The 25,069-nt window shown below is 42.3% G+C and carries 25 protein-coding genes; 11 read left to right on the top strand and 14 right to left on the bottom strand.

All coding sequences use genetic code 11. From position 1 onward, the window contains the following. Window positions 1–3: 3 nt before the first annotated feature. From B8983_RS00105 to B8983_RS00115, 3 genes are all read left to right on the top strand, one after another. Window positions 4–747 (top strand): class I SAM-dependent methyltransferase, encoded by a 744-nt coding sequence (locus B8983_RS00105; protein WP_084281825.1) that lies wholly within the window; start codon window positions 4–6, stop codon window positions 745–747. A gap of 307 nt (window positions 748–1,054) precedes the next feature. Beyond that, the gene (locus B8983_RS00110) at window positions 1,055–2,059 is read left to right on the top strand and encodes a hypothetical protein (protein WP_084281826.1); all 1,005 of its coding nucleotides are present in this window, start codon (window positions 1,055–1,057) and stop codon (window positions 2,057–2,059) included. A gap of 327 nt (window positions 2,060–2,386) precedes the next feature. After that, on the top strand, window positions 2,387–3,217 hold the full coding sequence (locus tag B8983_RS00115; protein ID WP_084281827.1) for a glycosyltransferase family 17 protein: 831 nt from the start codon (window positions 2,387–2,389) through the stop codon (window positions 3,215–3,217). 147 nt (window positions 3,218–3,364) lie between these two features. On the opposite strand, the gene B8983_RS00120 is transcribed toward B8983_RS00115, so the two are convergent. Further along, a complete protein-coding gene (locus B8983_RS00120; protein ID WP_084281828.1) occupies window positions 3,365–4,168 on the bottom strand; it encodes a DUF5672 family protein in 804 nt (267 codons plus the stop codon). Window positions 4,169–4,183: 15 nt separating this feature from the next. Beyond that, complete coding sequence (locus tag B8983_RS00125; protein WP_255372793.1) at window positions 4,184–5,101, bottom strand: DUF6492 family protein; 918 nt, start codon at window positions 5,099–5,101, stop codon at window positions 4,184–4,186. A 368-nt stretch (window positions 5,102–5,469) separates the two neighbouring features. Between B8983_RS00125 and B8983_RS00130 the strand changes: the two genes are divergently transcribed. Then, complete coding sequence (locus B8983_RS00130; RefSeq protein ID WP_084281830.1) at window positions 5,470–6,795, top strand: glycosyltransferase family protein; 1,326 nt, start codon at window positions 5,470–5,472, stop codon at window positions 6,793–6,795. After that, on the top strand, window positions 6,792–7,826 hold the full coding sequence (gene waaC / locus B8983_RS00135; protein ID WP_084281831.1) for a lipopolysaccharide heptosyltransferase I: 1,035 nt from the start codon (window positions 6,792–6,794) through the stop codon (window positions 7,824–7,826). Before B8983_RS00130 ends, waaC begins: the two co-directional genes overlap by 4 nt. Window positions 7,827–7,890: 64 nt before the next feature. Here the strand turns inward: waaC and B8983_RS00140 are convergent, their stop codons facing one another. Further along, window positions 7,891–9,540 (bottom strand): TolC family protein, encoded by a 1,650-nt coding sequence (locus B8983_RS00140; protein ID WP_159460767.1) that lies wholly within the window; start codon window positions 9,538–9,540, stop codon window positions 7,891–7,893. 301 nt (window positions 9,541–9,841) lie between these two features. After that, window positions 9,842–10,507 (bottom strand): protein-L-isoaspartate O-methyltransferase family protein, encoded by a 666-nt coding sequence (locus B8983_RS00145; RefSeq protein ID WP_439650331.1) that lies wholly within the window; start codon window positions 10,505–10,507, stop codon window positions 9,842–9,844. Window positions 10,508–10,707: 200 nt separating this feature from the next. Here B8983_RS00145 and B8983_RS00150 point away from each other — a divergent pair, with 200 nt between their 5' ends. The 6 genes from B8983_RS00150 to B8983_RS00175 all read left to right on the top strand — a co-directional run bounded on the left by B8983_RS00150 (window position 10,708) and on the right by B8983_RS00175 (window position 17,305). Next, window positions 10,708–12,024, top strand: a complete 1,317-nt coding sequence (locus B8983_RS00150; protein WP_084281833.1) for an efflux RND transporter periplasmic adaptor subunit — start codon at window positions 10,708–10,710, stop codon at window positions 12,022–12,024. Window positions 12,025–12,032: 8 nt separating this feature from the next. Next, window positions 12,033–12,758, top strand: coding sequence for an ABC transporter ATP-binding protein (locus B8983_RS00155; protein ID WP_084281834.1), 726 nt, complete (start codon window positions 12,033–12,035; stop codon window positions 12,756–12,758). 11 nt (window positions 12,759–12,769) lie between these two features. Beyond that, window positions 12,770–14,002, top strand: a complete 1,233-nt coding sequence (locus B8983_RS00160) for an ABC transporter permease (protein WP_084281835.1) — start codon at window positions 12,770–12,772, stop codon at window positions 14,000–14,002. 178 nt (window positions 14,003–14,180) lie between these two features. Beyond that, window positions 14,181–15,041, top strand: a complete 861-nt coding sequence (locus tag B8983_RS00165) for an undecaprenyl-diphosphate phosphatase (RefSeq protein ID WP_084281836.1) — start codon at window positions 14,181–14,183, stop codon at window positions 15,039–15,041. Between the two features lie 39 nt (window positions 15,042–15,080). After that, window positions 15,081–15,893: a tRNA (guanosine(46)-N7)-methyltransferase TrmB gene (trmB, locus tag B8983_RS00170; protein ID WP_084281837.1), complete on the top strand. Its 813-nt coding sequence runs from the start codon at window positions 15,081–15,083 to the stop codon at window positions 15,891–15,893. Between the two features lie 371 nt (window positions 15,894–16,264). Continuing rightward, window positions 16,265–17,305, top strand: coding sequence for a lytic transglycosylase domain-containing protein (locus B8983_RS00175; RefSeq protein ID WP_084281838.1), 1,041 nt, complete (start codon window positions 16,265–16,267; stop codon window positions 17,303–17,305). 155 nt (window positions 17,306–17,460) lie between these two features. Here the strand turns inward: B8983_RS00175 and B8983_RS00180 are convergent, their stop codons facing one another. The 10 genes from B8983_RS00180 to queC form a co-directional block, all read right to left on the bottom strand. After that, window positions 17,461–17,739 (bottom strand): hypothetical protein, encoded by a 279-nt coding sequence (locus B8983_RS00180; RefSeq protein ID WP_084281839.1) that lies wholly within the window; start codon window positions 17,737–17,739, stop codon window positions 17,461–17,463. A gap of 193 nt (window positions 17,740–17,932) precedes the next feature. After that, a complete protein-coding gene (gene nusB / locus B8983_RS00185) occupies window positions 17,933–18,430 on the bottom strand; it encodes a transcription antitermination factor NusB (protein WP_084281840.1) in 498 nt (165 codons plus the stop codon). Next, window positions 18,423–18,938: a 6,7-dimethyl-8-ribityllumazine synthase gene (ribH, locus tag B8983_RS00190; RefSeq protein ID WP_084281841.1), complete on the bottom strand. Its 516-nt coding sequence runs from the start codon at window positions 18,936–18,938 to the stop codon at window positions 18,423–18,425. The genes nusB and ribH overlap by 8 nt, the downstream gene beginning before the upstream one ends. Window positions 18,939–19,016: 78 nt before the next feature. Next, window positions 19,017–20,150 carry a bifunctional 3,4-dihydroxy-2-butanone-4-phosphate synthase/GTP cyclohydrolase II gene (gene ribBA / locus B8983_RS00195; RefSeq protein WP_084281842.1) on the bottom strand — a complete coding sequence of 378 codons (1,134 nt, stop codon included), beginning with the start codon at window positions 20,148–20,150 and terminating at the stop codon, window positions 19,017–19,019. Between the two features lie 22 nt (window positions 20,151–20,172). Further along, complete coding sequence (locus tag B8983_RS00200) at window positions 20,173–20,859, bottom strand: riboflavin synthase (protein ID WP_084281843.1); 687 nt, start codon at window positions 20,857–20,859, stop codon at window positions 20,173–20,175. A gap of 49 nt (window positions 20,860–20,908) precedes the next feature. Continuing rightward, entirely contained in the window at window positions 20,909–22,018 is a 1,110-nt protein-coding gene (ribD, locus tag B8983_RS00205) for a bifunctional diaminohydroxyphosphoribosylaminopyrimidine deaminase/5-amino-6-(5-phosphoribosylamino)uracil reductase RibD (protein WP_084281844.1), read from the bottom strand. Between the two features lie 160 nt (window positions 22,019–22,178). Next, window positions 22,179–22,832: a pilus assembly FimT family protein gene (locus B8983_RS00210; protein WP_159460768.1), complete on the bottom strand. Its 654-nt coding sequence runs from the start codon at window positions 22,830–22,832 to the stop codon at window positions 22,179–22,181. Then, the gene (locus tag B8983_RS00215; RefSeq protein ID WP_084281846.1) at window positions 22,805–23,353 is read right to left on the bottom strand and encodes a hypothetical protein; all 549 of its coding nucleotides are present in this window, start codon (window positions 23,351–23,353) and stop codon (window positions 22,805–22,807) included. Before B8983_RS00215 ends, B8983_RS00210 begins: the two co-directional genes overlap by 28 nt. Before the next feature lie 7 nt (window positions 23,354–23,360). Continuing rightward, complete coding sequence (locus B8983_RS00220) at window positions 23,361–23,993, bottom strand: hypothetical protein (protein ID WP_084281847.1); 633 nt, start codon at window positions 23,991–23,993, stop codon at window positions 23,361–23,363. Window positions 23,994–24,301: 308 nt separating this feature from the next. Beyond that, window positions 24,302–25,054, bottom strand: a complete 753-nt coding sequence (gene queC, locus B8983_RS00225; protein WP_084281848.1) for a 7-cyano-7-deazaguanine synthase QueC — start codon at window positions 25,052–25,054, stop codon at window positions 24,302–24,304. Between the last annotated feature and the right edge of the window lie 15 nt (window positions 25,055–25,069).

Consider the following 25,069-nt stretch of genomic DNA (forward strand, 5'->3'; position numbering starts at 1 on the left):
ATTATGTCAAATAAAGCAATCCAAGAAAAATATTTTGATTCATATACTGATGAGGATTATTGGGGGGAAAATTTAACACCTGTATTCAACAAAAAAATACTAACGAAATACTTAGAAAAAATCGACAAAAATTCTAAAATATTGGATTTTGGCTGTGGGAATGGTAAATACGGATTTACTGAACACATGATCACATTGGGTTTTAATGTTAGTTTTACTGATATTTCATCTAATTCTGTGACTGCCCTTAAAAAAAGACTGAGCCGACTAAATTTAAATTTTGATTTGGCAGAGGCTGGTGATATTGGTTTAGTCTGTGAAAAAATCAATAACGAATATTTCGACATTATTTTTTTTGGAGATGTATTTCATCACTTAACTTATGACGATACTAAAACAATCTTACTGTGTCTTAAAAAGATTCTAAAAAATAGTGGCGGTAAAAAAGGCAAAATTATTGGTATTGAGCCTAATGGGAAATGTCCAATATGGAGGCTAATGCCTTTTTATAATAAAGACTTTAAGTGGGAGATTGAAAAAAATATTCAATACTGCACAAGAAATGATTTTGAAAAAAAATTTAATGATTCGGGATTTAAATTAATTGAATATAACTATGTAAGATTTTTACCTCTATTTTTAGTAACCAACTTTACGTTCTTGAAAAAAATTGACGAGGTTCTTACGAAGTTTCCGTTTATAAAAAATTATTCTCAATATACGCTCTTGGTAGCAGAAATTAAATGAAAATATCATAACCGTATCGACTAATTATTTGAAAACTCATTGCGGTATTTATCTAGCCATTGATAAGAGGAATTTATTGAGTTTTGTAGAGTTTGATTAACTCAGTAAACAGGGTTGAGTTTGGTCTGATATTGCCAGATCTTTGTCGATAGTTTTGAATTACTCAAAAGACGAGAAGACTCAGAATAATATATATTCACTAAAAGCAAAAGTTAGAAACTTGTGGAACTTAATGAATAAAAAATCAACCATTAGATCGAGAAAACAGAACGAAGACCATTAGAGATACAAACTCTATAAGGATTTTATGAAAATTAATTATATTATTTATTGCCCTGCATACAGCCCTAACTCTGGTGGATATAGTGCACTTCATTACCTCTCTGAGGCTCTTCACAAGTGTGGAGTTAATTCGGTTTATATAACCACAAATATCACTAATCCTAAGTGGTATGCCCGGCCACTTGAAAATCTTTTAAATTGGAAAAATGATTTAGATACAAGATATTTTTTTTTGAAAATTATCATTGGAATCCGATTCTTGATTAAGATTCCGACTGTAACTAGAAAAATCAACCGTAAAGTTCGTTATGCTTACCCAAGTTTTGTTTGGCGATATTTAGATAAAAATAATACCGTCGTTATTTATGCTGAGAATGAACCCGGTAATCCTCTTGAGGGTAAACATATTGCTAGATGGATAATGATGAATCCAAAAGAAGAATTAGGTTACGTAAAGTACTCCCTAGATGAGCATCTTTTTTTGTATAACAATTTTTATACTGTAAATGAACTCTTTAAAGGGCAAATTAAAGGCGTCTTAACTTCCATTGATATGACTACGCATTTGCAGACTTATACCAACCATCATCTAGAGAGAAATGGCGGAGCTTATATTATTAGAAAAGGTATTAATAAGCCTCATGATAAGCATCCTAGAGATTTTCTTAGGGTTGATGATTTGCTGATCAGGTTATCAGACGAAGAAAAAGCGCAATATTTTAATAGTATCAAGACATTCATTTCCTACGATCCATCAACTTTTCTTGCTGTGCAAGCTGCATTATGTGGTTGTGAAGTGATTGTCATTCCTGATGATTCTGGCGAGTTTTCGCAAGAAAATTTGAAAAAAAATCATCGTCTCCATGGTATTGCATATGGTCATGACGACATAACATGGGCCCATGATACGCTTCATCTTTTAATGGATTCTATGCAAGATTTAAATACTAAATATTTTGAAACGATAAAGAGTTTTAAAGACTATTGGGAGAGCTATATCTGCCAAGAATCAATCAAGACTATTAACTAAACTTGAGTAAATTGATTTGCAATTCATAAGGTCAGTTATCAAACAGATGGCATTTCAAGTAAAGATTTTTCTATTACAACTTTAATTTTAACAACCTAACATGTTTGCGCTAAATTTCAAAAAACAAATATATAAACTATTAGTTAAAAAAATATGACTAATCAAGAAGTTTCAAAACAATACCGTTGTCCACTTTAATTACAGGTCATGGAGTGGTATTTAAAATGATTGATTCGGCAGATGAATTTATTCTTTACGGCGATTACAATACATTCGACGTGACCAGATCATAATTGGAACCTTTGATAGCTTTTTAGGAAATAATTTATGAACAATATTGTGGATGCTTTCCTATTTTATAACGAGATCGACTTGTTAAAGGCTCGCTTAGAATACCTCGGACCTTATGTTAATAAATTTTTAATTGTCGAATCCAACATTGATTTTGCTGGCAAAACTAAACCCCACTTTTTAAAAGAACAATTAACGAATTTACCTTTTTCTGAAAAAATATCCTATATGCCTTTGGATATTAATCTCCGGAGTATTACATGGAGATATCGCTCATTGCGTTATTACAATAAACGTTCTAGATATTTGTGGAAGATTCAAAATGCACAAAGGAATGCCATTGCAGAAATGCTTAGAACTTACAAGAAGGAGTTATCTTCAACCAAATTTGTTCTCTTTGGCGACTTAGATGAATTTCCGAATATTCAATTGATAGAGAATTTGATTGCGGGCAAACTTGAATTGACTACAGCACAGACTCTGCGACAAAAGATGTTTTACTATCGAATGGATATTGCAGAACAAAAAGAGACTTGGTCTGGTACCCTATGTTGTCCCTTGCAAGAATTTAGTCTACATCAACCGCATGAGTGGCGTTCTTTGAGAGAAAAGTTGCCATTCATTGAAGGTGGTGGATATCATTTTTCTTACTTCATGAGTCCATCTAAGATTCAAGAAAAAATGAATGCAATTGTAGAAGTTGAAAAACTAAACTCCTTTAGCGATATGAGCATTGAGAACATCGAAAAAATCATACATAGTCATCAAGATCTTTATGGGCGTGAAATGATATTTGAAAAACAAGCTAATGCTGTACCAGATCAATTGAAAATCATATTAGAGAAAAATCTTTGTAATCTCTCGTAAAAATTCTTGAGAAGTTGAAGATTTTTTAACTAATTGCCATTTAATATTAATTTCAATTCGGCCTTGATTAAAATGGCTCCATCCTCAGTTAAATGATGATCATCGTTGTAATACGAAGTTGACTTGAAAAGGAACTATCAAGCACGCTTATTGGAGACCTATTTTTATGATATTCAAGATCCAATAACGCAGATGTTTTTTCCACATCTTTCCTTTCGGAGAGGATTTTTTTAGAAGTTGCCTTGCCAGAGAGCATCGATCCTCGATGAGTAATTGTTGGATTAAATCATAGGTATCAATTTTCCCTAATAAATCTGAGGGAATCATCTCTATAAACTGTTCAAGCTCGATATCGTTTAGTACTAAATGAAAATTGAAAAATCCATGAAAGCCAAAGGCATGATAGCCACTTCGTTCAAAGGCAAATTGGCTTGCTAACTCAATAGGAGCAAAACGAATCGTTGTGTTTTTATCTAAAAAAGATCGATTAAAGATAGAAATACTCTGATCTTCAGGATGAGATTTCTTAAATTGAGGATTTTGTATTACTTCAAATAACTTCTTTGAACGTAAAGAGAAGCCTCCATTACCAACTGGTGTTTCTGGGTGGTGAGGCCATGGAGCGCCAATATAGTCATACTCCAGAAAACGGCTATCCCATAAATTTGGATCCACAATGAAACTATCCCATTGCATCACCAGCATATGCGTTCCAGAGATATGAGAGCTTAAATTACTTTGGAGGTATAAAGAGTACTCCTCAATGGACCGAATTGGAGGGGCCTCGATGATAGCAATTCCTGGAGGACAATGGGTGACTCTTTTGGGGTCAGTTACTAGAATAGCATCCTTGAATGTTGCTTGGCTGAGGCATCTTTGCATCGCCCAAATGGACAAATCAGGATATCTGGTGTCCACACAAAAAAGAGTTACTTGCTGAAGGTCAATCATGCAAAATAGAGATCATTAAAATGTTTTTAATTTAAATTGAAGATACTTCAATTGTCGTTTTAATGACCTTAATAAGCGTGAGCTTAATTTTTTCTGAGGTTTTCCAAAGTCTTCCCAAGTCTGCCAATTGGATTGATAGACAATTCCCAAGAAATCTTTTTTCAGAATATCCTCTGAATAACCGAATGACTTATCTTGCCAATATTGGTGTTCATAGTGATAGTGCTTAAAAAGTTGCTCTCTAGGGTAAATTGGAATGGCTTGATATTTGATGAGAGATTCGCCATACCAAGTGAACTCAGAGTCGCACTCTAGAATGATATCTAAGAAATTTTTTTTCTCAGGTATCAAATAGTTTGTTTCAAGTGATTGCCAGACCTTGTTACTCCATAAGAAAGGAGCGTATCCAAAATCATAAACTACAGGTCCTGATCTACCCAAAGCTTCTTTGATGGGTAAACGATCATTTAAAAATCCTTCTCTAGCTTTCTTAGGACCAAAACGTTCAGTAGCTTGTAAGATGTCGCGACCCTCATGGACGATTGAGTAAGGGATATGATCCTGAGCGATAAAGTCTAATGTTGTAAAGTCCTTAATGAAGATACAGTCAGAATCCATCACTAAATAGTTATCGGATACGTTTAATCTCCAAAATTCTGATTTAATAATTTGTTGTTGAATCCATCCTCTTTGTTGATATAAGAAGGATTGGTTAATCAAAGGATTTTGATTCAGAATCGTTTCTTCGTTCAATAAGGTATATTGGAATGAAGCTAACTCATTTTTAAATAACTCAATATCTTTACTAGGTGCAGAAATATATACGGGAATTTTATCTAAGTTGTGTCTTGCAATACTATGCATGAGCCTTTTGACTCTATTTAAATCTTTAGAGAAGGTGCAGCAGTAAAGAACTATTGGGGTCGTGTGCATGTCGATATTATAGAAGATATGGAGGAGATGGGCTATTCATCCCATCAACGTCATTACAATCAATTTATTGGAGCTTGAGGTTGATGGAATATTTGAAAATTTTACTCGGCCACTTCTGTGAGTATTTATAGGTTAATTAAATTCATTGGATGCAAGATACTTTAAAATAAATTGAGATTAGGAGAAAGCCTTCTAAAAAAGGATTATTTGAAGTCGTTCAGGAATGTTGCAGTCCTAGAATGACTTTCGTTTGAAAATCTTTAGCTATTAGCTTAACTCGTAATCCTGGCTAGCTTTATAGATTGCGCTAAAGCAGATAGACGCAAGGATAAAGAAGCTCATCGCCACATTCTTCGTTAAAATAAGCTATGCAAGCAAATACTCTAAAGAAAAAGTGGCTCATCATCTCTCATGGTTTTAACATGGATGGTCGGGCAGCTAGTCTGACTGTGACCGATAAAATTCCTTATCTGATGGATGCTGGGATTGAACCCATTGTCTTGTCAGCTATTACCGGAGAAAAAGATAGCCGCTTTCCCCACTATCAGTTACTTCCTTGGGGACCAGCGGGTCTGCGCTTTGATTTTCGCCATTATGTGGCAACCAAGTATGGTCGGGGTTGGATGTATAAAATCCTTACGCCACTCGTCTCGGCTTTATTACTGCCCTTTACGGCCCTAGAAAAACTCTTGATCGGCTTGTCTAGTCAGTCCTCCTGGTCCTTTGCTGCGGCCCATCGTGGCGAGAAAATCATCAAAAAAGAGCAGATTGAACTGATCTACTCCTCTGGCGGTGCTTGGTCAGCCCATTACGCAGCTTATCTGATCAAGAAATTGACTGGTAAAAAATGGATTGCCGAAATCCATGATCCGATGGTGATTCGGGATGAGCCACAGGATAACGGTACAGCACCTCGTAAGTCCAAGGATAAGCGTTTTTTGCAACGTCTAGAAGGTCTCATTTGTCGGGATGCGGATCAAGTCTGGTGGTTTACACAAGGCGCACTCGATTATGCTAAATTGCGTCACCCCGTGCTTGGTGATAAAGGCTTTGTAGTGTTGCCTGGCGCATTGCCACCTGGTTGCGAAGAGCCCTTACCGACCCATCATCTCTATCAGGCCAAGTTACACATTGCGCATTTTGGCTCTCTCGCCAACGATCGCTCATTAGCACCGGTGCTTGCAGCCATTGCCCCTTTGTTAGACGCGAATCCTACGATCAAGAGTCGCCTACAAATTGATGTTTATGGTGCAGCCCTCGACCAAGCGAGTGTCGATGCTATCCAACAGTTGCATTTAGAGGACATTGTGCAAGCGCATGGCCGGATCGAAAATGATCCAGTAACCGCTAAGACCGGTCGCGAGCGCGTGATGGAAATCATGCGGGCAGCGGATGTACTCTTATTACTCCACGGTGATTATGAATGGTGCGCAGAATATATCCCGTCAAAATCCTATGATTATTTTTGGTCTGGAAGGCCCATTTGGGGCATCACCAACCGCAATCCCTTTTTTGATGAGATGTTGACTGAGCGAGGCGCTTACATAAGTCATACCTTAGATCCTGCTTCAATCCTGCAAGTCTTTCAACGGATTGAACAAGATTGGCAAGCTCAAGCTATACCGACCAGAGCGATGACAACAGTCACGCCGCAGAGTGCCGTTGAGACAATTTTAAAAAGAGTAGCCGCGTGAATATTCTGCTTGTCAAACTCTCTTCTCTTGGGGATGTGCTCCACAATTTACCAGTCGTTTGGGACATTCGTGCGCAGTACCCTGACGCACATATTGCTTGGGCTGTAGAAGAAGGGTACGTCCATTTACTAGAGCCCCTGAAGTCAACCCCTGAGCTACGTGGGATTGATGAAGTTATTCCCGTCTGTTTGCGTCGTGCTAAAAAAGATCTGTTCCGTGGGCGGGTGAAAAAAGCGATTGCCGCTTTTATCAAGATGAAAAAAGCCCTCAGATCAAAGCATTGGCATGTCATTGTAGAAACACAGGGTCTCATCAAATCAGCGTTGATTGCCAGTCTCGCAAAACAGTCGATGGTCACGACCAGTGTGTATGGTATCGGTAATCAAACTCAATATTCCGGATATGAGCCGATGGCTAGATTCTTTTACGATCAAAGTATTCAGGTGCCTTTTCAGTTGCATGCGGTCGATCGTTCACGGGCGATTCTGGCGAGTAGTTTGCAAGCGGCGTGGCCGAGTCGTGACATCGCTCCCCCGCAGTTTTATCCCAGCGAATACCTGACGCAGTTACGTCGTCAAACCAATCCTTTAGGTTTTGTAGCAAACCAATATGTCATGTGTTTTCATGCGACGGCAAGGATTGCAAAAGCTTGGAATGAAGCAGCATGGGTGGCAATTGCTCAGTATTTAGTGAGTCAAGGACTTACCCCCGTCTTTCCTTGGGGCAATGCTGCTGAGAAAGTCGTTAGTGAACGCTTGGTCGCGCAAGTGCCTGGTGCGAACTTACCGCCAGCTTTTACGATTGCCCAGGCTGCTACCTTGGTTGCGCAAGCTCGCCTCACCATCGGCGTCGATACTGGACTCACCCACTATAGTGCGGTATTAAATTTGCCCACGATTGAACTCTATATCGATTCACCGCGGTGGAAAACAGAGGGCTATTGGAGTACTCAGGTGATTAATCTGGGTGATATGAGAACACCACCTACTGTCGATGAAGTCTTATTGGCAGTGCAGCAGTTGCTCGCTTGAGCCCACTACTCGCTCTGCCATCGGGCTTAGTGCAAATGACTTCTTCGACTAAAGTTGCCAGCCGTTAGTGTAATAACTTATTCACGGCAAGCACATCTTCATCCGTCAAAATCGCTGCTAAAGACTTGAGTTTGAGGCCATTCATGATGGCGTCATACCTAGCCTTATACAAAGAAGACTGGGTAGTGATTAACTGATCCTGCGCGTTTAACACATCGATATTGATCCGCACACCCACGTTGTAACCGGTACGATTGGATTGTAAGGACGTCAGTGCTGATTTTTCAGCGGCTTCATACGCTTTAATTTGCGCAATACCATTGGTAAAGCCGAGATATGCTTGTTTGGAAGCTACAGCATTACTCTTCTTCACAAAATCAAGGGTAGACAGTGACTGATCATAAAGCGCTGCAGTTTGACGCGCATTTGAAGAAATTAAACCACCAGTAAAGATGGGTACTGATACCTGCAAACCGATCTGATTTGCATAATAGGTATTTGGTGCTGAACTCGTCGCATTCCCTAAGGAGTTGTTATAGCCGGTTGATGCTTGTAAGGAGACCACGGGTAAGCGCGTCGCTTGGGCACTTCGATAATTACTCTTCGCAATTTCCGTATTGAGGCGACTAACGATCACGTTGTAATTCACGTCCTCGGTTTGCTTGACCCAATCTTCAATCGTATTTCCAGTCGCTAAGTGCAGCGCTTCAATAATATCGTTCGTAGCTAATTTACCTTTTGAATCAGCCAGATATTTAACAACACGTTCTTGTCTTAAGGTCTCGACTTTAGCCTGTTTGGACAATGGCAAAATGGCCATAATCGGTTGACCAACAATTTGCTCCAGCGCCGATTTCTTCACGAGTAGGTCAGATTGTGCGGCGATTTCTTGAGCAATCACAAGGTCATAGCGAGATTGGGCTTCATTGGTATCCACAATGGTCGCGGTACCTACTGCAAAATTTCTTTTCGCTTGTTCCAACTGTTCGTTAATTAAACCTTTTTTATTCAGGTATAAATCAAGCGTATCTTGAGCGGTCAGGGCATCAAAGTAGGCTTGAGATACTCTGACGATGAGGTCTTGTTGGGCTTGTGCAAAGTTGGCTTCAGCCACACCCGTGAGCAAGTCACCTTGCTTGTATTTCTCAAAGATCGCCCAGTTAAAAAGGGGTTGACTCAGAGAAAGGGTCCAACCGGAGTTAGAGAAAACGTAGTCTTTGCGGTTCGCTACATTATTTAAGTTTGGATCGTAACGAATATCGGTGGATTGTGTCGAATACGAACCGGTAATTTGCGGTAGTAAAACAGAAAAAGCTTGCCAATAAGTTTCTCTACCAGCGGTGTAGGCATATTTAGCAGCATTATAGGTCGGGTCGAATTGCGCTGCTTCCTGAAATAGCTGAATTAAATCTTTAGCTTGCGGATTGGCAGCGTCTACCAATCTGGGCAAGGTGTAGGTTTGCACACTGGTGTTCGGTGAACTGTTTGGGGTCGCCGTCGGCATCGCACTCACGGTTGCGCTCTGCGCCTGCTTCACTTGCGCCATCACCTGCATCGCGCTCATTCCTTGCATTGACAGCAAGGCAATCACGACTGCCCAAGCGTTGAGTCGAAATGGCGAGACTTGCGCAGAACTTGATCGAACTAGTGGAGCATTCCCGAAAGAATCATTGGTTAAATTTGAGTTTAATTTTTTCAATACAATTTGCTTCATTCGAATGTCTCTTATTAGTCTTCTCAAATACATCACATTAAAGTAAATACCTACTATCTTTACTCGGCCAGATTTTCAAACAATTATTTTTGCAATTAATAATGTAACAAGGAAATTTACAGTTATTGTTAAATTAGCCTTCTATAACGCATCTAATTTGCAAAAAATGCCAAAAACAGTCTCAAAACAGGGTTTTCAATCACCTGTTTAATTTTTAATCATTGTAATCTCAAAGAATAAAATCACCAAAAACGATGTTTAAAGATTCCTTTTCATACTACAGAGGCTTAAAACGAAGCCCTTAAAATTCAAATACTTCGGCCTGGGATTGCTGCGATGTCAACATCGGTACTAAGGTCTCAAACAAGGCTTGCGTTTGGAAGTAATCATGACTGAGGCGAGTAATGAGGACGGCACTCATGACCGGGGCTTCCCCCACAAAAGCGAATAACCTGCCACCGATCGTTAATTGATGTTGAAGAGCAGTCGGCACATCCTTTAAACCACCAGAAATGCAAATAATGTCATAGGTATTGTTGCTAGCCAAATGCCAACCCTCAGAACCATCCCCTAGTTCTACTTTGACATTGGGAATGCGGCACTTATTCAGATTCGAGATGGCAAAGTCGGCTAGGGTTGGCAAGATTTCAACCGTGGTGACACTTTTGGCAAAATAAGCTAGTAGTGCTGCCATGTAACCTGAGCCAGTGCCAATTTCTAACACGATATCTCGACCATTGGGTTTGAGTGCCTGCAAGACTCGCGCTTCAATCTTAGGTTCTAACATGACTTCGGCAGTGTCTAAAATCGGCAAAAAGATATCTGAGAAGACTAAGGGCAACTGCGCCTCTGTCGCAAAAAATTCTCGCTTAATGACATTTAAAGTTTCTAACACTTGTAGGTCAGTAACACTCCAAGGACGAATTTGTTGTTCGATCATTTTGTGACGAAAGTTCGTAGTATTAATAGTCATGATGCAATCAGTAATAAAAGTTGTTCAAGGTAAAAGTGTTGAGTCAAAGAGGTGGCTGAAGTAAGCACTATTTTAATGGAGTTGAGCTTGAAATAAACCTTGATTTAATAAAAATTGAATAAAGTTAATAATATGACAATGTTTGTTACATCTTGTGGCTACAATAAAAATACTAAATTTACCTAAATATACTTATGTCACAAAATCAAGCAAAACCAAAATCTTGGCTTAAATGGGTACTTCTGCTTTGTATCGTCCTTGGCTGCGCTTTTCTTACTTGGTGGTTCGCAAAGCAGTATTTAGGGATCAATCAAACGAAGTACCTGACCGTTTCGGTCGAGGAAGGGCCGATTGTCGCGAATATTCGGGCTAGCGGTACCCTCAACCCCGTCCGCTCTGTGACCGTAGGAACGGGCGTGTCTGGCATGATTCGTGAGTTGACGGTGGACTTTAACGATAAAGTAAAACAAGGTCAGGTGATTGCCAAGATTGATCAACGCGAATTCCAGGCGCGTTATGATCAGGCCGCTGCCAATTATGAATTGGCCTTAAAGAACCATGAATACAATCTTTCTTTAATGCAACAAGGCTTTATCTCCAAACAAGCCTTAGTTACCACCGATAACACCATGAAAGCGGCGCTTGGTGCCCTTGATCTCGCTAAAAAATCCCTCGATGACACCCTGATTCGCTCCCCAGTGGACGGTGTCGTGGTCAAACGGAGTGTGGAAGTGGGGCAAACGGTAGCCGCGAGTTTGCAATCTCCAGAGATTTTCATCATCGCTAGAAATTTGGCAGAGATGCAAGTAGAAACTTCAATTGATGAGTCGGATGTGGGACGGATTGAAGAGGGTCAAGAGGCCACGTTTACGGTGGATGCCTTCCCCAATAAAATATTTTCAGGCAAGGTCAAACAAGTACGTAAAGCACCAGTCAATATCCAAAATGTGGTGACTTATACCGTTTTAATCACAGCAGATAATCCAGATTTAAAGCTGTTACCTGGTATGACGGCCAACGCCCGCATTGTGGTGGAGAAGAAAGAACAGGCGCTCAAGATCTTAAATACAGCCCTGCGTTTTAGAATGCCACCCTCAGATAAGTCAGCTAGTGCTAATAAGACGGGTAAAGATCAAACGACAGAAAAATTAGCTTGGTGGAAATTTTGGGCAAGTAAAGAGAGTGCCTCAGCAGTCGCCGGCGCTAAAAAGGATTCTAGCGATCGACCTACTGGCGGCTTCGCAGGTGGTAACTCATCACGATCCTCTCGCTTTGGGAGTGGCCAAAGTAATTTCCGCAGTGTCTATGTCTTAGAAAAAGAGGGCAATCAAGAAGTACCAGTGCGTAAAGCCTTTCGCTTAGGCTTAACGGATGGCGAATATTCTGAAATTTTGCCACTGCGCGATGCGAAAGAGGCACAATTAAAAGTCGGCGATTTGGTGATTAGCGGCATTGAAGGTCAAGCTGCTGGTGCAGGTGCGGCCAAGCCTAGCGGCCCACGGATGTTCTAAGCCTCTTTATGCCCTTAATACATACCCAACAACTCGTTAAATCCTACGGCGATGGCATCCAACAAGTCAGAGCTCTTGACGGGGTGGATTTAGATATTGAACAGGGGGACTTTGTCGCGATTATTGGCGCTTCGGGTTCTGGCAAGTCTACCTTCATGAATATGATTGGTTGTCTGGATACGCCCACCAGTGGTACCTACGAACTCGCTGGTCAAAATGTGAGTCAGATGACCATTGATGAACTCGCTGATATTCGTAGTCAACGGATTGGCTTTGTTTTTCAGCAGTTTAATTTACTGGCGAGAACTACTGCACTGGATAATGTCGCGATGCCCTTGCAATACATTCGCTCTGGCAAACTCGCCGGCTTATCGAAGACAGAACAAAAGGAGCATGCTCGCAATAGGCTGGCTCAGGTTGGCCTAGGAGATCGATTAAGTCATACCCCAAGTGAGATCTCGGGTGGACAACAACAGCGCGTTGCGATCGCTCGCGCTTTAGTCAATGATCCTGATTTGATTTTGGCAGATGAGCCCACTGGCGCATTAGACTCCAAAATGACTGTGGAGATTATGGACCTACTCAAATCGCTCAATCAAGAGGGGATGACCGTCATTGTGGTGACCCATGAACCGGATGTGGCGGCCTATGCCAACCATGTAGTGGTTTTTAAAGATGGCAAGATTATTGAGGTTAAACATCAACACCATGCCAGTGTTCCTCCTGTTCTGTAAAGACCCTATTTATGTCGAACTCTGTTAACTTAATCATTGCCTTACAAGCACTACGCGTCAATAAATTGCGTTCTGTACTAACGATGCTGGGGATTGTGATTGGGGTTGCGGCTGTGATTGCCATGATTGCCATCGGCGGTGGAGCACAACAGCGGGTGCAAGAGCAAATTGCGAGCTTGGGCTCGAACCTGCTGATCGTCATTCCTGGCTCAGTGATTCAGTCCGGTGCTCGATTGGGGCTAGGAAACGCACAAACTTTAACAGAGTCAGATTACAAGGCGATCCAACAAGAAATCCCTGAAGTACAGGTTGCAGCGCCCGTCTCGAGAGGCAATGCGCAGGTTGTGTTTGGCAATACGAACTGGGCTACTTCCATTCAAGGTGTCTATAACGATTACTTTGAAGCCAGAGAGTGGGGACTGATTGAGGGAAGACTCTTTGATCAAGGTGAAATTAGCCGTTTCGGCAAAGTGGCAATTATTGGTAAGACGGTCGCTTCCCAGCTATTTGGGGAAGATAATCCGATCGGTGAAATGGTCCGAATCAGGGGAATTCCTTTTGAGATTATTGGCGTTGCCGACGGTAAGGGACAAAGTGGCATGGGGCAAGATCAAGATGATGTCATTTTTGTGCCACTGACGACGGGTCGGGCACGCTTGTTTGGCGAACCTCGTGGTCGGATTGCTAGGGTTGGAACCATCTTGGTAAAAGCGCACAATGGTGCCGATACGAAGTATGTGGAAGATCGTATTACCGAGTTACTTCGTCAACGTCATCGCATTCAGCCCACAATGGAAAATGACTTCCAAGTCAGAAATCTCTCCGAGATTTTAAAAACGCAAGAAGCTGCTAGCCGTATTATGTCGATGTTACTCGCCGCCGTTGCTTCTGTGAGTTTGCTAGTCGGTGGGATTGGCATTATGAATATCATGCTCGTTTCAGTGACCGAAAGAACCCGAGAAATTGGTTTGCGTTTAGCCGTCGGTGCACGCAGTAAAGATATCATGACGCAATTTTTAGTCGAAGCGATGACACTGTCCACTATTGGGGGGGGTATCGGTGTGCTATTAGGGGTTGGCATCTCCCTCTTAGTGGCTTGGCTGGCAGCTTGGAATATTAGTTTATCGATCTTATCGATTTTGTTGGCAGTGGGCTTTTCTGCAACCATTGGGATCTTTTTTGGTTACTATCCCGCCAAAACTGCCGCCAAAATGCAACCTATTGCCGCCTTGCGTTACGAATAAGCATGTTTTGCGGATTGCAGTGTCAAGCTGCAGGCAAACTGTAAAACAAGCCGTTTAAAATACACACAGTACTCATGTTCAATTCCACCTCACGGTTTAAAAATTGACTAAAAATGAGCTGTCATCAATTTTTGAACCGTTGATGCTTCAATCGTTCATTCAACCAATAGGAAACAATATGGATGTTGTTCTCGTTTTAAAGGCACTCATTTTAGGGGTGGTTGAGGGCTTAACTGAGTTTTTACCGATTTCTAGTACAGGGCATTTGATTCTAGCGGGTCATTTACTCAACTTTAATGATGACAAGGGTAAAGCCTTTGAAGTGATTATTCAGTTAGGTGCCATTCTTGCGGTTTGTTGGGAATTTAGATCGAAAATTGCTAGTGTGATTGCTGGACTTGGGAGAAGGCCTCTGTCCAATCGCTTCGCGTTGAATGTCATTATTGCCTCTTTACCAGCGATTATTTTGGCCCTCGTCTTTGGCAAAATGATTAAAGCCCATTTATTTGCCCCGATTCCGGTGGCGACCGCTTTTATTGTGGGTGGTTTGATTATTTTGTGGGCGGAGCGTTTAGAGTCGGTTAAGCAAAAAAATCGGAAAGTGATTTTGCGTAGCATTGAAAATGTAGAAGACTTGAGTCCTAAAGATGCCATTAAAGTGGGTCTTGCGCAGTGTGCCGCACTCATCCCGGGTACTTCTAGGTCAGGTGCGACCATCATTGGCGGCATGTTATTTGGTTTACCAAGACAAGTGGCAACGGAGTTTTCTTTTTTCTTGGCGATTCCAGTGATTGCTGGGGCAACCGTATATGAGATTTATAAATTGAGACAAGAAATTGGTGGTATGGACTGGTCTACTTTCGGCCCAGTGTTGGCCATTGGTTTTGTGGCAGCCTTCATCTCTGCGTTTTTTTGTGTGCGTTGGTTAATTAAGTATGTCAGTCATCATGACTTCAGGCCATTTGCTTGGTACCGGATTGTATTTGGCATCGTTGTTCTTGCCACTTCAGCACTCGGTATAGTAAATTGGACGGCTTGATATATAAAAGTGATGCTGTTTTAAGATAGCGTACCAACTATGACCCAACCAAAAAAAGAAAAAACTCCAGCTGAAATACTCGAACTAGCAGCCGAAACTACGCGTCTAGCAGGTGAGGAGGTCGCCTCCACTTCGGCAGTTTCTCTGTGGCCTCGTCGCATTAAGTCCTTTGTCATGCGTGCTGGTCGGACCACTTCTGGTCAACAAAAAGCCTTGGATGAGTTGGGTCCTCAGTTTCTGTTGCCCTTTAGCAAAGAACCCATTCAATGGCGTGAGGCTTTTGCAAACCTACCGCCTAAGTATATTTTAGAAATAGGTTTTGGCATGGGTGAAACGACCGCCCATATTGCAAAGATTCGACCTGATGATAATTTTTTGGCAATCGAAGTGCATGAACCTGGCGTTGGCGCATTACTCAAGCGCATCGGTGAGGAAAGCATTCACAATATCCGTATCATTCGACATGATGCGGTAGAAGTCATTGAATATATGTTGGGGGATGCTTCTTTGGATGGTTTTCATTTGTTCTTCCCAGATCCATGGCATAAGAAAAAACATAATAAGCGACGCTTGGTTCAACCCGGTTTCATCGAAAAAATTCTACCTAAATTAAAAAGTGGTGCTTATATTCATATGGCAACCGATTGGGAAGAGTACGCCTATCAAATGTTAGAAGTGCTTTCTCAAAATCCACAGATTAAAAATACCTCAACAAAGCTGGAGCGGCTAGAAGACGGTAGAGAGGTTTTAGGTTTTGCGACGCGCCCGGCGTATCGTCCCATTACTAAGTTCGAAAATCGCGGCCTCAAACTGGGTCATGGTGTTTGGGATCTGATGTTTGTCAAACTGTGATAAAAACAGACCATTGATTGACAACCAGATCCATCAATATCCTCTGTTAAGGGATTTAAAGGAGGTATAGGGAGGACGCCTTTTAAATTTTTTGTTGTTAAAAGTCAATATCAAGAACCTAATTTCTTCCCATAATATGAGAAAAATCGAAATATCTCGTAGAAATCCAGATAATTTCAGATCATAAAATTAGTGGTCACTAACATAAATTCTACTTTGAATCTCTAGGTAAAAGTAGTTAGTGACCATCAACATACGACACTCACCCATCAATTTGATTACTTTTTGGTATAACAAAGTACTTCTTTATGCTTGACTTGATATAAAGAGTTCCATAACATCAAGTTCTGTTTTTAACTAGTAAAGAGTTAATGAAGAAATTTTTGGAACAATTGAATGAGCAAGCCGCATTAAAAGCTAGATCGCAAACCAAGCGCGATCGCATTCGTACATTTCAAAAAGCCTTTGTTAGCCATCCCTTATTGAAGAAATATCTCCCCACGCGTTTGTCCTTTGCCATCTCGACGAAGCAATTCATCCAAAGCACCGCCGTTATAGCGGTATTCCTGGTAACGGGTATTGCGGTGAATGAACCACTTAGAAATGATTTCCTGCGCCAACTGCCTTGGAGTGATGAGTTGGACGCTGAGAATGCCGACGCATTTGATTTGAGTCAACCAGGCGAAGCAGGTATTCGTCCAGTGATCTTTAGTTATTTAGGTTCTAGTCAAATGAATGTCAAACCAAGTTTGATAGAGCCCAGTATCATGCAACTGTCTGTGCCTTCGATTGCCCCCTTAGCCAATCAGATTCATCTTGGTAAAATTGATCCACAGGCCCAAGACACGCGCTTACTTGATTCAGTGATTAATCAAGGCAAAGTAGCCAACTTAATGGCTGAGAAATACAAAGTTGATGTGAATGTCCTCAAAAAATATATCTCCCATGCCGTGATTGTTGGGAAAGAGGTCAGCATTGACCCTGTTTTAATCATCGCGGTAATGGCAATTGAGTCGAACTTTAATCCGATTGTACAAAGTCCGGCCGGAGCGCAGGGCTTAATGCAAGTGATGACGAGTATTCATGCGAATAAATTTACGCCATATGGCGGCGTCCAAGCGGCCTTTAAGCCTGAGGCAAATATTCGTGTGGGTGCATACATCCTGAAATACTTTATCGCGCAAGCAGGCAACCTGCCTGGTGGCTTGCGTTTCTATGTGGGTGGTGCTCATGCTGGCGATGGTGGTTATGCTAGCAAGGTGCTGCAGGAGCGGGATACCTTAATTGGATTCCTCGGTGGATCAGTGCCACGGGATAATAGGGATCTTGAGTCAGCCGATGTCTCTCAAGCCCAGCAAAGCCAATCTCAAGGTATTTTCAAGTTTCTAGGTATTCATTTAACTGACTCTTGATTTAAATACAGCAGACTATCATTCTGGATAGGAACAAATGTAGTTTAAAGAATGCGTCTTCAGAATTTAGGAGATCCGTATTGGTATCTATTGGTGGTTCCTAATTCATTTGCTCCCGACAACCGAAAGCTTGTTATCCATGCAAAAGTATGCCTTCATTGATGGCCACTTGATCGATGAGTAAAGTTACATCCCGAAGGACTCTCAGATCCACTCTCAGATCCACTCGGCTCATCAAGTTGACCTTCCACTTCTGCGAGAAAAGAGAGTTCATCTCGAAATGATGATTTGGGTGCGATGATATGAATATCAATATCACCGCCACGAACATTATCATTTGTCCGTGATCCAAATAGACGAACTGGAGCGTCGTCGCCAAAGTGTTTTTTTGCCAAGCTTGTCAGAATGTTTGCTGTCTGCTCTGAAATGCGCATTCAAAACCCTCTTAAAAACTTATTTACATCCAACATACCAATCGAAAATCGTAACGACAACCATGGAGTAAGAGTTGATAAAGCAATGCAAATAATCTAAGTCAATCACCCAATACGATTTAAACCTTGACTAATGAGGTAAACAAATGAACAGGGTCAATTACCGATTAACGATACACTTTGCAGAAAAAATTTAGCTATTAATCTCTAAAGCCCGTAAATCTTTGGCCAGTTTATCCAACACACCATTGACGTATTTGTGACCATCGGTACCACCGAAGGTTTTCGCGAGTTCAACCGCTTCGTTAATCGCGACTTTGTAGGGTGTTGCTAAATCAAATTTAAGCTCAAAGGCCCCAATGAGTAGAGTAGATAATTCAACCGGAGATAACTCTTCCACAGGACGATCAATATGTTTTAGGATCTCTGCTTCTAAGGCTTCTAAGTTGCTACAAACACCATCAAATAAGGCATAAAAGAGCTCATCCTGCGCCTTTTTGAAGCCAGGGTCTTCTGCTAGTTGGCGTTCAATCGAAGATTGACTCGGCAGACTACCAGAACTGCGTACGACTAACCACTGATATATGCCCTGCAAAGCGTACTCACGAGCTCTGCGACGAGGGGTTAAGGAGCGCTTAACCTGCGTCGAGGAGATTAATTTATGGGCTTGAGTCAAATAGGGATTATGCATCCTCGCCTTCCTGGATGATTAAGCAAAAGTTTGCCATTTCAACCGCAGCTAATGCACAATCAGCACCTTTTTGAACTACACGGGCTAAGGCCTGTTCATCAGTATCACAAGTCAAAATACCATTCGCAATTGGAATACCTAAATCTAAACCAACGCGTGTAATCGCAGCACCCGATTCATTCGCCACGAGTTCAAAGTGATAGGTCTCACCACGGATCACAGCACCAAGTGCAATGAGGGCATCAAACTCGCTGGACTCAGCCAGTTTTTGCAAAGCGAGAGGGATTTCTAGGGCACCTGGAACAGTAGTTAATAAAATATCGTCCGTAGATACACCCAAACGTACTAATTCTTTCACGCAACTAGAAGTGAGCTCACGGCAAATATTTTCATTGAACCTGGCTTGCACAATCGCAATGCGTAACTCCGAACCTTCTAAATTCGGCTCTAAAAAATCAACTTCGTTTAACTGCGCTGGAATATTCTCATCCAAAATAGGGTTACTCATAGAAAATATCTCCGAAAAGTGTTGATGAAAAGAGTAAATCAGAACAAAGTCTAATTTACCGAATCTGAAAAGACTATTTTAAAGCGTTGGCGCTGAATATCCAACAACTTCTAATTGATAAGCGGCCATTCCTGAAATTGGACCTGGTTTAGCTAATAATTCCATTTTGCCAACACCTTGATCTTTGAGGATTTGTGCGCCAATTCCGTAGGTTCTAAAATCCACCTTACGGATCGCTGGACCCGTCTGGTCATCTGGCAATGGCTCAACAAATTCTTCGGCCCACTGGTGGAAGGAAGTTTTATGGGAAGATACATTGAGTAACACAGCAACGCCACTTTCTGACTCGGCAATCTTTTTTAAGGCAGCGTCCAAGGGCCAAGAATGGTATTTGGAGGTTTGAGCGATGACATCCAACAGAATCGCCGGTTCATGAACCCGCACTAAAGTTACTTTATCGGGTTGGGGCTTGCCCTTCGTCAATGCTAAGTGGTAATGATGACTCGATAGATCCTGATAGAGGGTAGAAGTAAATTCACCCCAAATCGTCTGGAGCATCTTTTGGCCAACGCGTTTGACCATACTTTCATTTTGACTACGGTATTTAATCAGATCGACAATCGTACCAATTTTTAATTGATGTTCTTTCGCAAACTCAATTAAATCTGGCAGTCTGGCCATGGTGCCGTCATCCTTCATGATCTCGCAGATCACCGAAGCAGCTGTTACACAACCAGCCATCGCGGCAAGATCACATCCTGCCTCAGTATGACCAGAACGAATCAACACGCCACCTGGTTGCGCCATCAACGGAAAAATATGCCCTGGTTGTACTAAGTCAGTCGGCTTTGCGTGTTTCGTAACGGCTGTTTGAACCGTATGCGCTCTATCCGCTGCTGAAATCCCCGTCGTTACTCCAGTAGCGGCTTCAATCGATACCGTGAAGTTAGTGCCCATCGAGGCACCGTTATCTCTTACCATGAGCGGCAAGCGTAATTGTTCGCAACGTTCTTTGGTTAAAGTAAGACAAATCAAACCCCGCCCAAACTTCGCCATGAAGTTAATCGCCTCGGCAGTTACATGTTCAGCGGCCATGACGAGATCGCCTTCGTTTTCACGATCCTCTTCATCCACGAGGATCACCATCTTGCCACTGCGCATTTCTTCGATGATTTCTTCGGTGGAACTTAGGTAGTTTGAAAAATTGGTCATATCAATGATTTCTTGGGTTAAGTTACTTCAGTCCTGTTATAGAACTGCTCATCATTCTTTCCACATACCGGGCAATTAAGTCGACCTCGAGATTCACATGATCCCCAGGTTTTAAATATTGCAAAGTGGTGTGCTCCAGAGTGTGAGGAATTAAATTAATGTGTACTCTACAAACTGTCTGATGGTTGTTATGCAAATCTTCCACCAAGTTGACAGTCAGAGAGGTGCCGTTGACCACAATCGAGCCCTTGTAAGCAAAATACTTGGCTAAAGACTCCGGCGCGTCGATGGCTAAATGCCAAGAGGTAGTATTGTCTGCCTGAACCTCATTCGTTGTATGCGGGTTGCTAGCATCGCTGGTTTTGACGATTTCAAAAACTGCCACTGTACCAATACCGTCCACATGACCACTAACAAGATGTCCGCCTAGGCGATCGTTTAAACGTAGGGCTTTTTCTAGATTAACGGGACCTACTTGATTCAGACCAATGGTTTTTTGAATAGATTCGGCCGATATATCAATCTCAAAGGTATTTTCGGTTGGGCTGAGCGCAACCACCGTCATACAGGCACCTTGGATCGCAATACTATCGCCCAAAATGACATCTGAAAGATCTAAGGTGTGGGCATCAATTTTCAGGCGATAACCATCACCGTGGGGTTGCACAGAGGCAATATTTCCGATTGCAGCAATAATTCCAGTAAACATGCGTATATTATCCTCTAAATGAAGAGACTTGTTGTAATTGGTCTAGCGTTTAATCAGGGATTAAACGGACTAAGCGAGTGCGTTGATCACTTGCTAGATTGACGCGATCAAGGACCTGCCACCGAGACGCATCCGTCAAAGCATGGATGGTGTTCAAATTGGCGAGCCCAATGCCAGGCCCCAATAAAATCGGTGCTTGATAATGTAGGATTTCATCCACACAGCCTTCACGTAGCAAAGAACCATTGAGTTTGAAGCCAGATTCTACATGCACTTCATTGGCATGAAATTGATCAGCTAAATATTTTAAGGCGGCAGCTAAGTCCACTTTCCCGGATGCATTGGGCACGGGAATGATTTTTAAGTGCGGATGAACGGCGAATAGTCGAGACATTTTCTCGGTATCGTGAGTGGCACAAAAAATGATGGCATTACCAGTGGCTAATATTTTTGCGGCTGGTGAAATTTCAAGCTTTGAATCAATAATGGCTTTCAGTGGCTGACGTGTTACGGCGAGACCACGAACGTTTAATTGTGGATCATCGGCTAGCACTGTGCCGATTCCTGTCAAAAGAACACTCGCTTGCGCACGCCAACGATGGCCATCCAGCCTGGCTTGCTCACCCGTAATCCATTGACTTTGACCATTACTTAAGGCGGTAATACCGTCTTGGCTAGAGGCAATTTTTAAGCGCACCCAGGGCATGCCAGTTTGCATCCGTTTCATGAAGCCTGGATTGAGAGCAATGGACTCTTTTGCCAACAAACCAACACGAACTTCTAGGTTGTGACTCTTTAATTTTTCGATACCCTGGCCCATCACAAAAGGGTTCGGATCGGTTGCGCCGACCAGCACCTTCGCAATCCCCGCCGCTACCAACGCATCAACACAAGGCGGAGTTTTGCCAAAATGACAACAAGGTTCTAAAGTGACATAGGCGGTGGCGCCAGTGGTGTCATGACCACGCTGCTTCGCATCATGAATGGCCATCACTTCTGCATGGTGAGAGCCAGCAGCTTGCGTGAAGCCGGCACCAATCACTTGATGATTTTTCACAATAACGCAGCCGACTCTTGGATTAGGGTCACTAATAAACCGTGCTTTTTCAGCCTCTAAGAGTGCTTGACGCATAAAAAAGTAATCTTGGGGATTAAACATAGGTTCTTGATTGCTTATATTAAATTCAAATCATTCCCCAACTCGTGGGAGACATTGGCGATGAAATGAAGCGTGATGGTTACTAGAATGACTATAGTTTAGAAGAAATTTCCAATCATCGGCTTTTTTTGTGTTTGCCAGCGTGTCAAAAGAAGCTCGGCTAGAGCTTACATTGTGGATTGATAGCCTCTGGTTTACAAAGTCTTAGCCTACCCCCATCTCCCATGATGAGTTGATACTCAATATTAGGGTACACCTTACTCCAAAAGACAATTCGATTCGCGACAAAGCTACCGTTTTTAGTTTGTGCAGCCCCGAGAGCATTAAAAGTAATATGGCGCAGTTTTTCATGGGTCTCGTTCGGAATGCTGGGATTTTTACACTGGGGGTGAGCATAAGATTTGATACTCACATCGGAAAATTGAGTACCACTGACGGGCGCATTCGTGCGCGGTCTTTGGGTAGTAACTTGGGTAGAAATTGTTTTTTGCCAAAGGATGTTTGAAATCTCTTCTGGGGTAAATAACATCTCCGGATTATGAAAAGCGATCCAACCTGATTCCCAAGAGTTGTTACAGAGGGGCATCATGCTCACGGTGGATTTATGCGTGCGCGCTTTGGCCCGAACGTGCTGCGCGTCAAACATTAATGCTTGTGCGCTGGCATAGACTTCGTTACGGGCATGATAGCTTGCAAAAATCGCACTAGAAAACTGGCCGGCAAACAATAAAAAAACGGCCATTAAACTCATCACTGCCATGCACTCCAGCAGCGTAAAACCCTTGGTTAGTGTGTCTTGAGAAGATGTTGGCATATTGGTAGTTGATCCCAAATAAATGGTTTGCCAGCAGTTTCTCGGCTTAATTCTTTTTCCCATGACAGGTCGAAAATTTCACGCCAAGAGATGGCGATACGTGCTGGAGAATGAGCTGATTGAATAAAGCTAGTTTGTAAACGTGCGGCGCCTAAAATAGTTTTATTCAGGGGGTGGACGAGTTGGTGATGCACCGAAACGCGATAGAGTTTTTGCTGCGAATGGCTAGAGGATTTTTTACCTTTGATGGTTGATAGCTCTTCAAACAGGCAACATTGATCAATGATGGTTGCCGTAGCGGTCGCCACATTTTGTTGAGTAAGGCATTGGTTTAAATGCGCTTGCGCTTTATAAAAGATCAATTTTTCATGTCGAGATTTTTCCATATGAGCTGACTGAATCTGCATTTGTTCCAGTAGAATCGTGCCCCAAAGCCCGACCAAACTGATGAGTGCTAACGTCATGGGTAAGATAAACCCCTTGGTATGCTCTGAAGTTACTGGAAGATTCGTCAGCGCCATGGAATATCTAATTTTGTAAGGCAATCGATATTTGGTAATGTCGATTGGAATCCATGATGAATTGGATGGTTACCAAGCCATCCTCTAGATCTACTAGAAAATCTTGGACACCGGTGAGGATGGCATCGTTTTGTGGTTGACCTTTATTCGTTAAACTTTGACACATTAAAGTCCCTACGGATGCGCTCTTTTTGCCGCGAAACTGGATAAAAAATCCAATTCGAGACAGTCCCTCACTGGTTCTTTTTTCAGTAATTTTTCGACCTACACAATCAAAGTGTCCATCAGTTTCATGTTGAATCAATAGGGCATCCGTTTGCCGACGACCAGCCAAATAGGACTGCGGTGCAGAAAATTTTGGAGCCTTCTCTGTGGTTAAGACGGCTTGTTTAAACACTTGAATCGCCTTCATCGCATGCCGTTGAGACTTACCGCCACCATGCACTTTTAGCGTATTTTCATAACCTGCTTGTTGAATACTGCGGGTAAGAATTTGGATGACCTGTTCCACTTGCGCAATTTCTTCTCGCAAGGTGCGTTCTGCAAAAAAACTTTTTTGCAAGATGGGTACCGCATGCGTTAGACCTGACACAACGATGGAAAGTAGGCTCACACTTAGCATGAGTTCAAGTAGATTCAAGGGGAATTCCTCCGGCGAGTTTGTAACGCTTGTAAGCGCATTGCTTCCGTAGATACTTGTTCTAGGTGTTTGACATATTCCAGATAAAGCCGCTTACAATGCTGTTGACTGGCGAAGAGGTAGTTAAAACTCGTGCCCAAGCAATAAGAAATAATAATGAGGGCAGTCAGCAATTCGATGAGAATAAATCCATGGTTCATGGATACTATTAAAGGCTATTCGAACTCCGCAAATAGGGGGTTACAGAGTAAGCATTTGCCTAAAGTAGTGTCAGAGATGTCTGACAAGAAATACAAAAAAAGGATTGTTTAAGCGCCTGAATTGTCTTGGTAAATCGTTGGGTCAATCATTCCCGCTTCACTAAATCCCAGCTTTCGTAAGCGACAAGATTCGCAGACGCCACAAGCTTGCCCAGCAGCGTTGGCTTGATAGCAGGAGACCGTTTTTGCATAATCTACCCCTAAAGCCACGCCGAGTTGAATAATTTCTGATTTATGTAGATCAATAATTGGCGCATGTACCCGAATGGAATGTTCCTCTACGCCAATACGGGTAGCAAGATTTGCCATGGCTTCAAAGGCTTTGACATAGGCAGGTCGGCAATCTGGGTAGCCAGAATAATCCACGGCATTGGCACCAAAGAAAATATCTTTACCGCCCAATGCTTCCATCCAACTGAGGGCGCAGGATAAGAGGACGGTATTTCTAGCCGGTACATAGGTAACCGGAATCTCACCCTCAAGCTCTGGGTGAGGGTTGGCTTGACCATTCGTCGGTACATCAATCAGAGAGTCAGTTAAGGCAGAACCACCGAAGCGACGCAGATCTAAATCGATGATTTCATGACGGTGCGCCCCAAAAATCTTCGCGATATTAACGGCCGCATCTAACTCGGATGAGTGTCTCTGACCGTAACGAACAGACAAAGCATAAGGCGTGTAACCTAAGGCTTTCATTAAGGCTAATAAGGTCGCAGAGTCTAGGCCACCCGACAGTAAAAGAACCGCAGGATCACCCTTTTTTTTGGGAGCAAAATTCGCAAACTGTTGAAGAACATCCATCTTGAAAAACCTATG

Source organism: Polynucleobacter kasalickyi, from assembly GCF_900176405.1.
Lineage (GTDB): Bacteria > Pseudomonadota > Gammaproteobacteria > Burkholderiales > Burkholderiaceae > Polynucleobacter > Polynucleobacter kasalickyi.

Coding starts and splice junctions, on each gene's coding strand:
- B8983_RS00105 (WP_084281825.1), top strand. CDS start 4: ATGTCAAATAAAGCAATCCAAGAAAAATATTTTGATTCATATACTGAT.
- B8983_RS00110 (WP_084281826.1), top strand. CDS start 1,055: ATGAAAATTAATTATATTATTTATTGCCCTGCATACAGCCCTAACTCT.
- B8983_RS00115 (WP_084281827.1), top strand. CDS start 2,387: ATGAACAATATTGTGGATGCTTTCCTATTTTATAACGAGATCGACTTG.
- B8983_RS00120 (WP_084281828.1), bottom strand. CDS start 4,168: ATGATTGACCTTCAGCAAGTAACTCTTTTTTGTGTGGACACCAGATAT.
- B8983_RS00125 (WP_255372793.1), bottom strand. CDS start 5,101: ATGCACACGACCCCAATAGTTCTTTACTGCTGCACCTTCTCTAAAGAT.
- B8983_RS00130 (WP_084281830.1), top strand. CDS start 5,470: ATGCAAGCAAATACTCTAAAGAAAAAGTGGCTCATCATCTCTCATGGT.
- B8983_RS00140 (WP_159460767.1), bottom strand. CDS start 9,540: ATGAAGCAAATTGTATTGAAAAAATTAAACTCAAATTTAACCAATGAT.
- B8983_RS00150 (WP_084281833.1), top strand. CDS start 10,708: ATGTCACAAAATCAAGCAAAACCAAAATCTTGGCTTAAATGGGTACTT.
- B8983_RS00155 (WP_084281834.1), top strand. CDS start 12,033: ATGCCCTTAATACATACCCAACAACTCGTTAAATCCTACGGCGATGGC.
- B8983_RS00160 (WP_084281835.1), top strand. CDS start 12,770: ATGTCGAACTCTGTTAACTTAATCATTGCCTTACAAGCACTACGCGTC.
- B8983_RS00165 (WP_084281836.1), top strand. CDS start 14,181: ATGGATGTTGTTCTCGTTTTAAAGGCACTCATTTTAGGGGTGGTTGAG.
- trmB (WP_084281837.1), top strand. CDS start 15,081: ATGACCCAACCAAAAAAAGAAAAAACTCCAGCTGAAATACTCGAACTA.
- B8983_RS00175 (WP_084281838.1), top strand. CDS start 16,265: ATGAAGAAATTTTTGGAACAATTGAATGAGCAAGCCGCATTAAAAGCT.
- B8983_RS00180 (WP_084281839.1), bottom strand. CDS start 17,739: ATGCGCATTTCAGAGCAGACAGCAAACATTCTGACAAGCTTGGCAAAA.
- nusB (WP_084281840.1), bottom strand. CDS start 18,430: ATGCATAATCCCTATTTGACTCAAGCCCATAAATTAATCTCCTCGACG.
- ribH (WP_084281841.1), bottom strand. CDS start 18,938: ATGAGTAACCCTATTTTGGATGAGAATATTCCAGCGCAGTTAAACGAA.
- ribBA (WP_084281842.1), bottom strand. CDS start 20,150: ATGACCAATTTTTCAAACTACCTAAGTTCCACCGAAGAAATCATCGAA.
- B8983_RS00200 (WP_084281843.1), bottom strand. CDS start 20,859: ATGTTTACTGGAATTATTGCTGCAATCGGAAATATTGCCTCTGTGCAA.
- ribD (WP_084281844.1), bottom strand. CDS start 22,018: ATGTTTAATCCCCAAGATTACTTTTTTATGCGTCAAGCACTCTTAGAG.
- B8983_RS00210 (WP_159460768.1), bottom strand. CDS start 22,832: ATGCCAACATCTTCTCAAGACACACTAACCAAGGGTTTTACGCTGCTG.
- B8983_RS00215 (WP_084281846.1), bottom strand. CDS start 23,353: ATGGCGCTGACGAATCTTCCAGTAACTTCAGAGCATACCAAGGGGTTT.
- queC (WP_084281848.1), bottom strand. CDS start 25,054: ATGGATGTTCTTCAACAGTTTGCGAATTTTGCTCCCAAAAAAAAGGGT.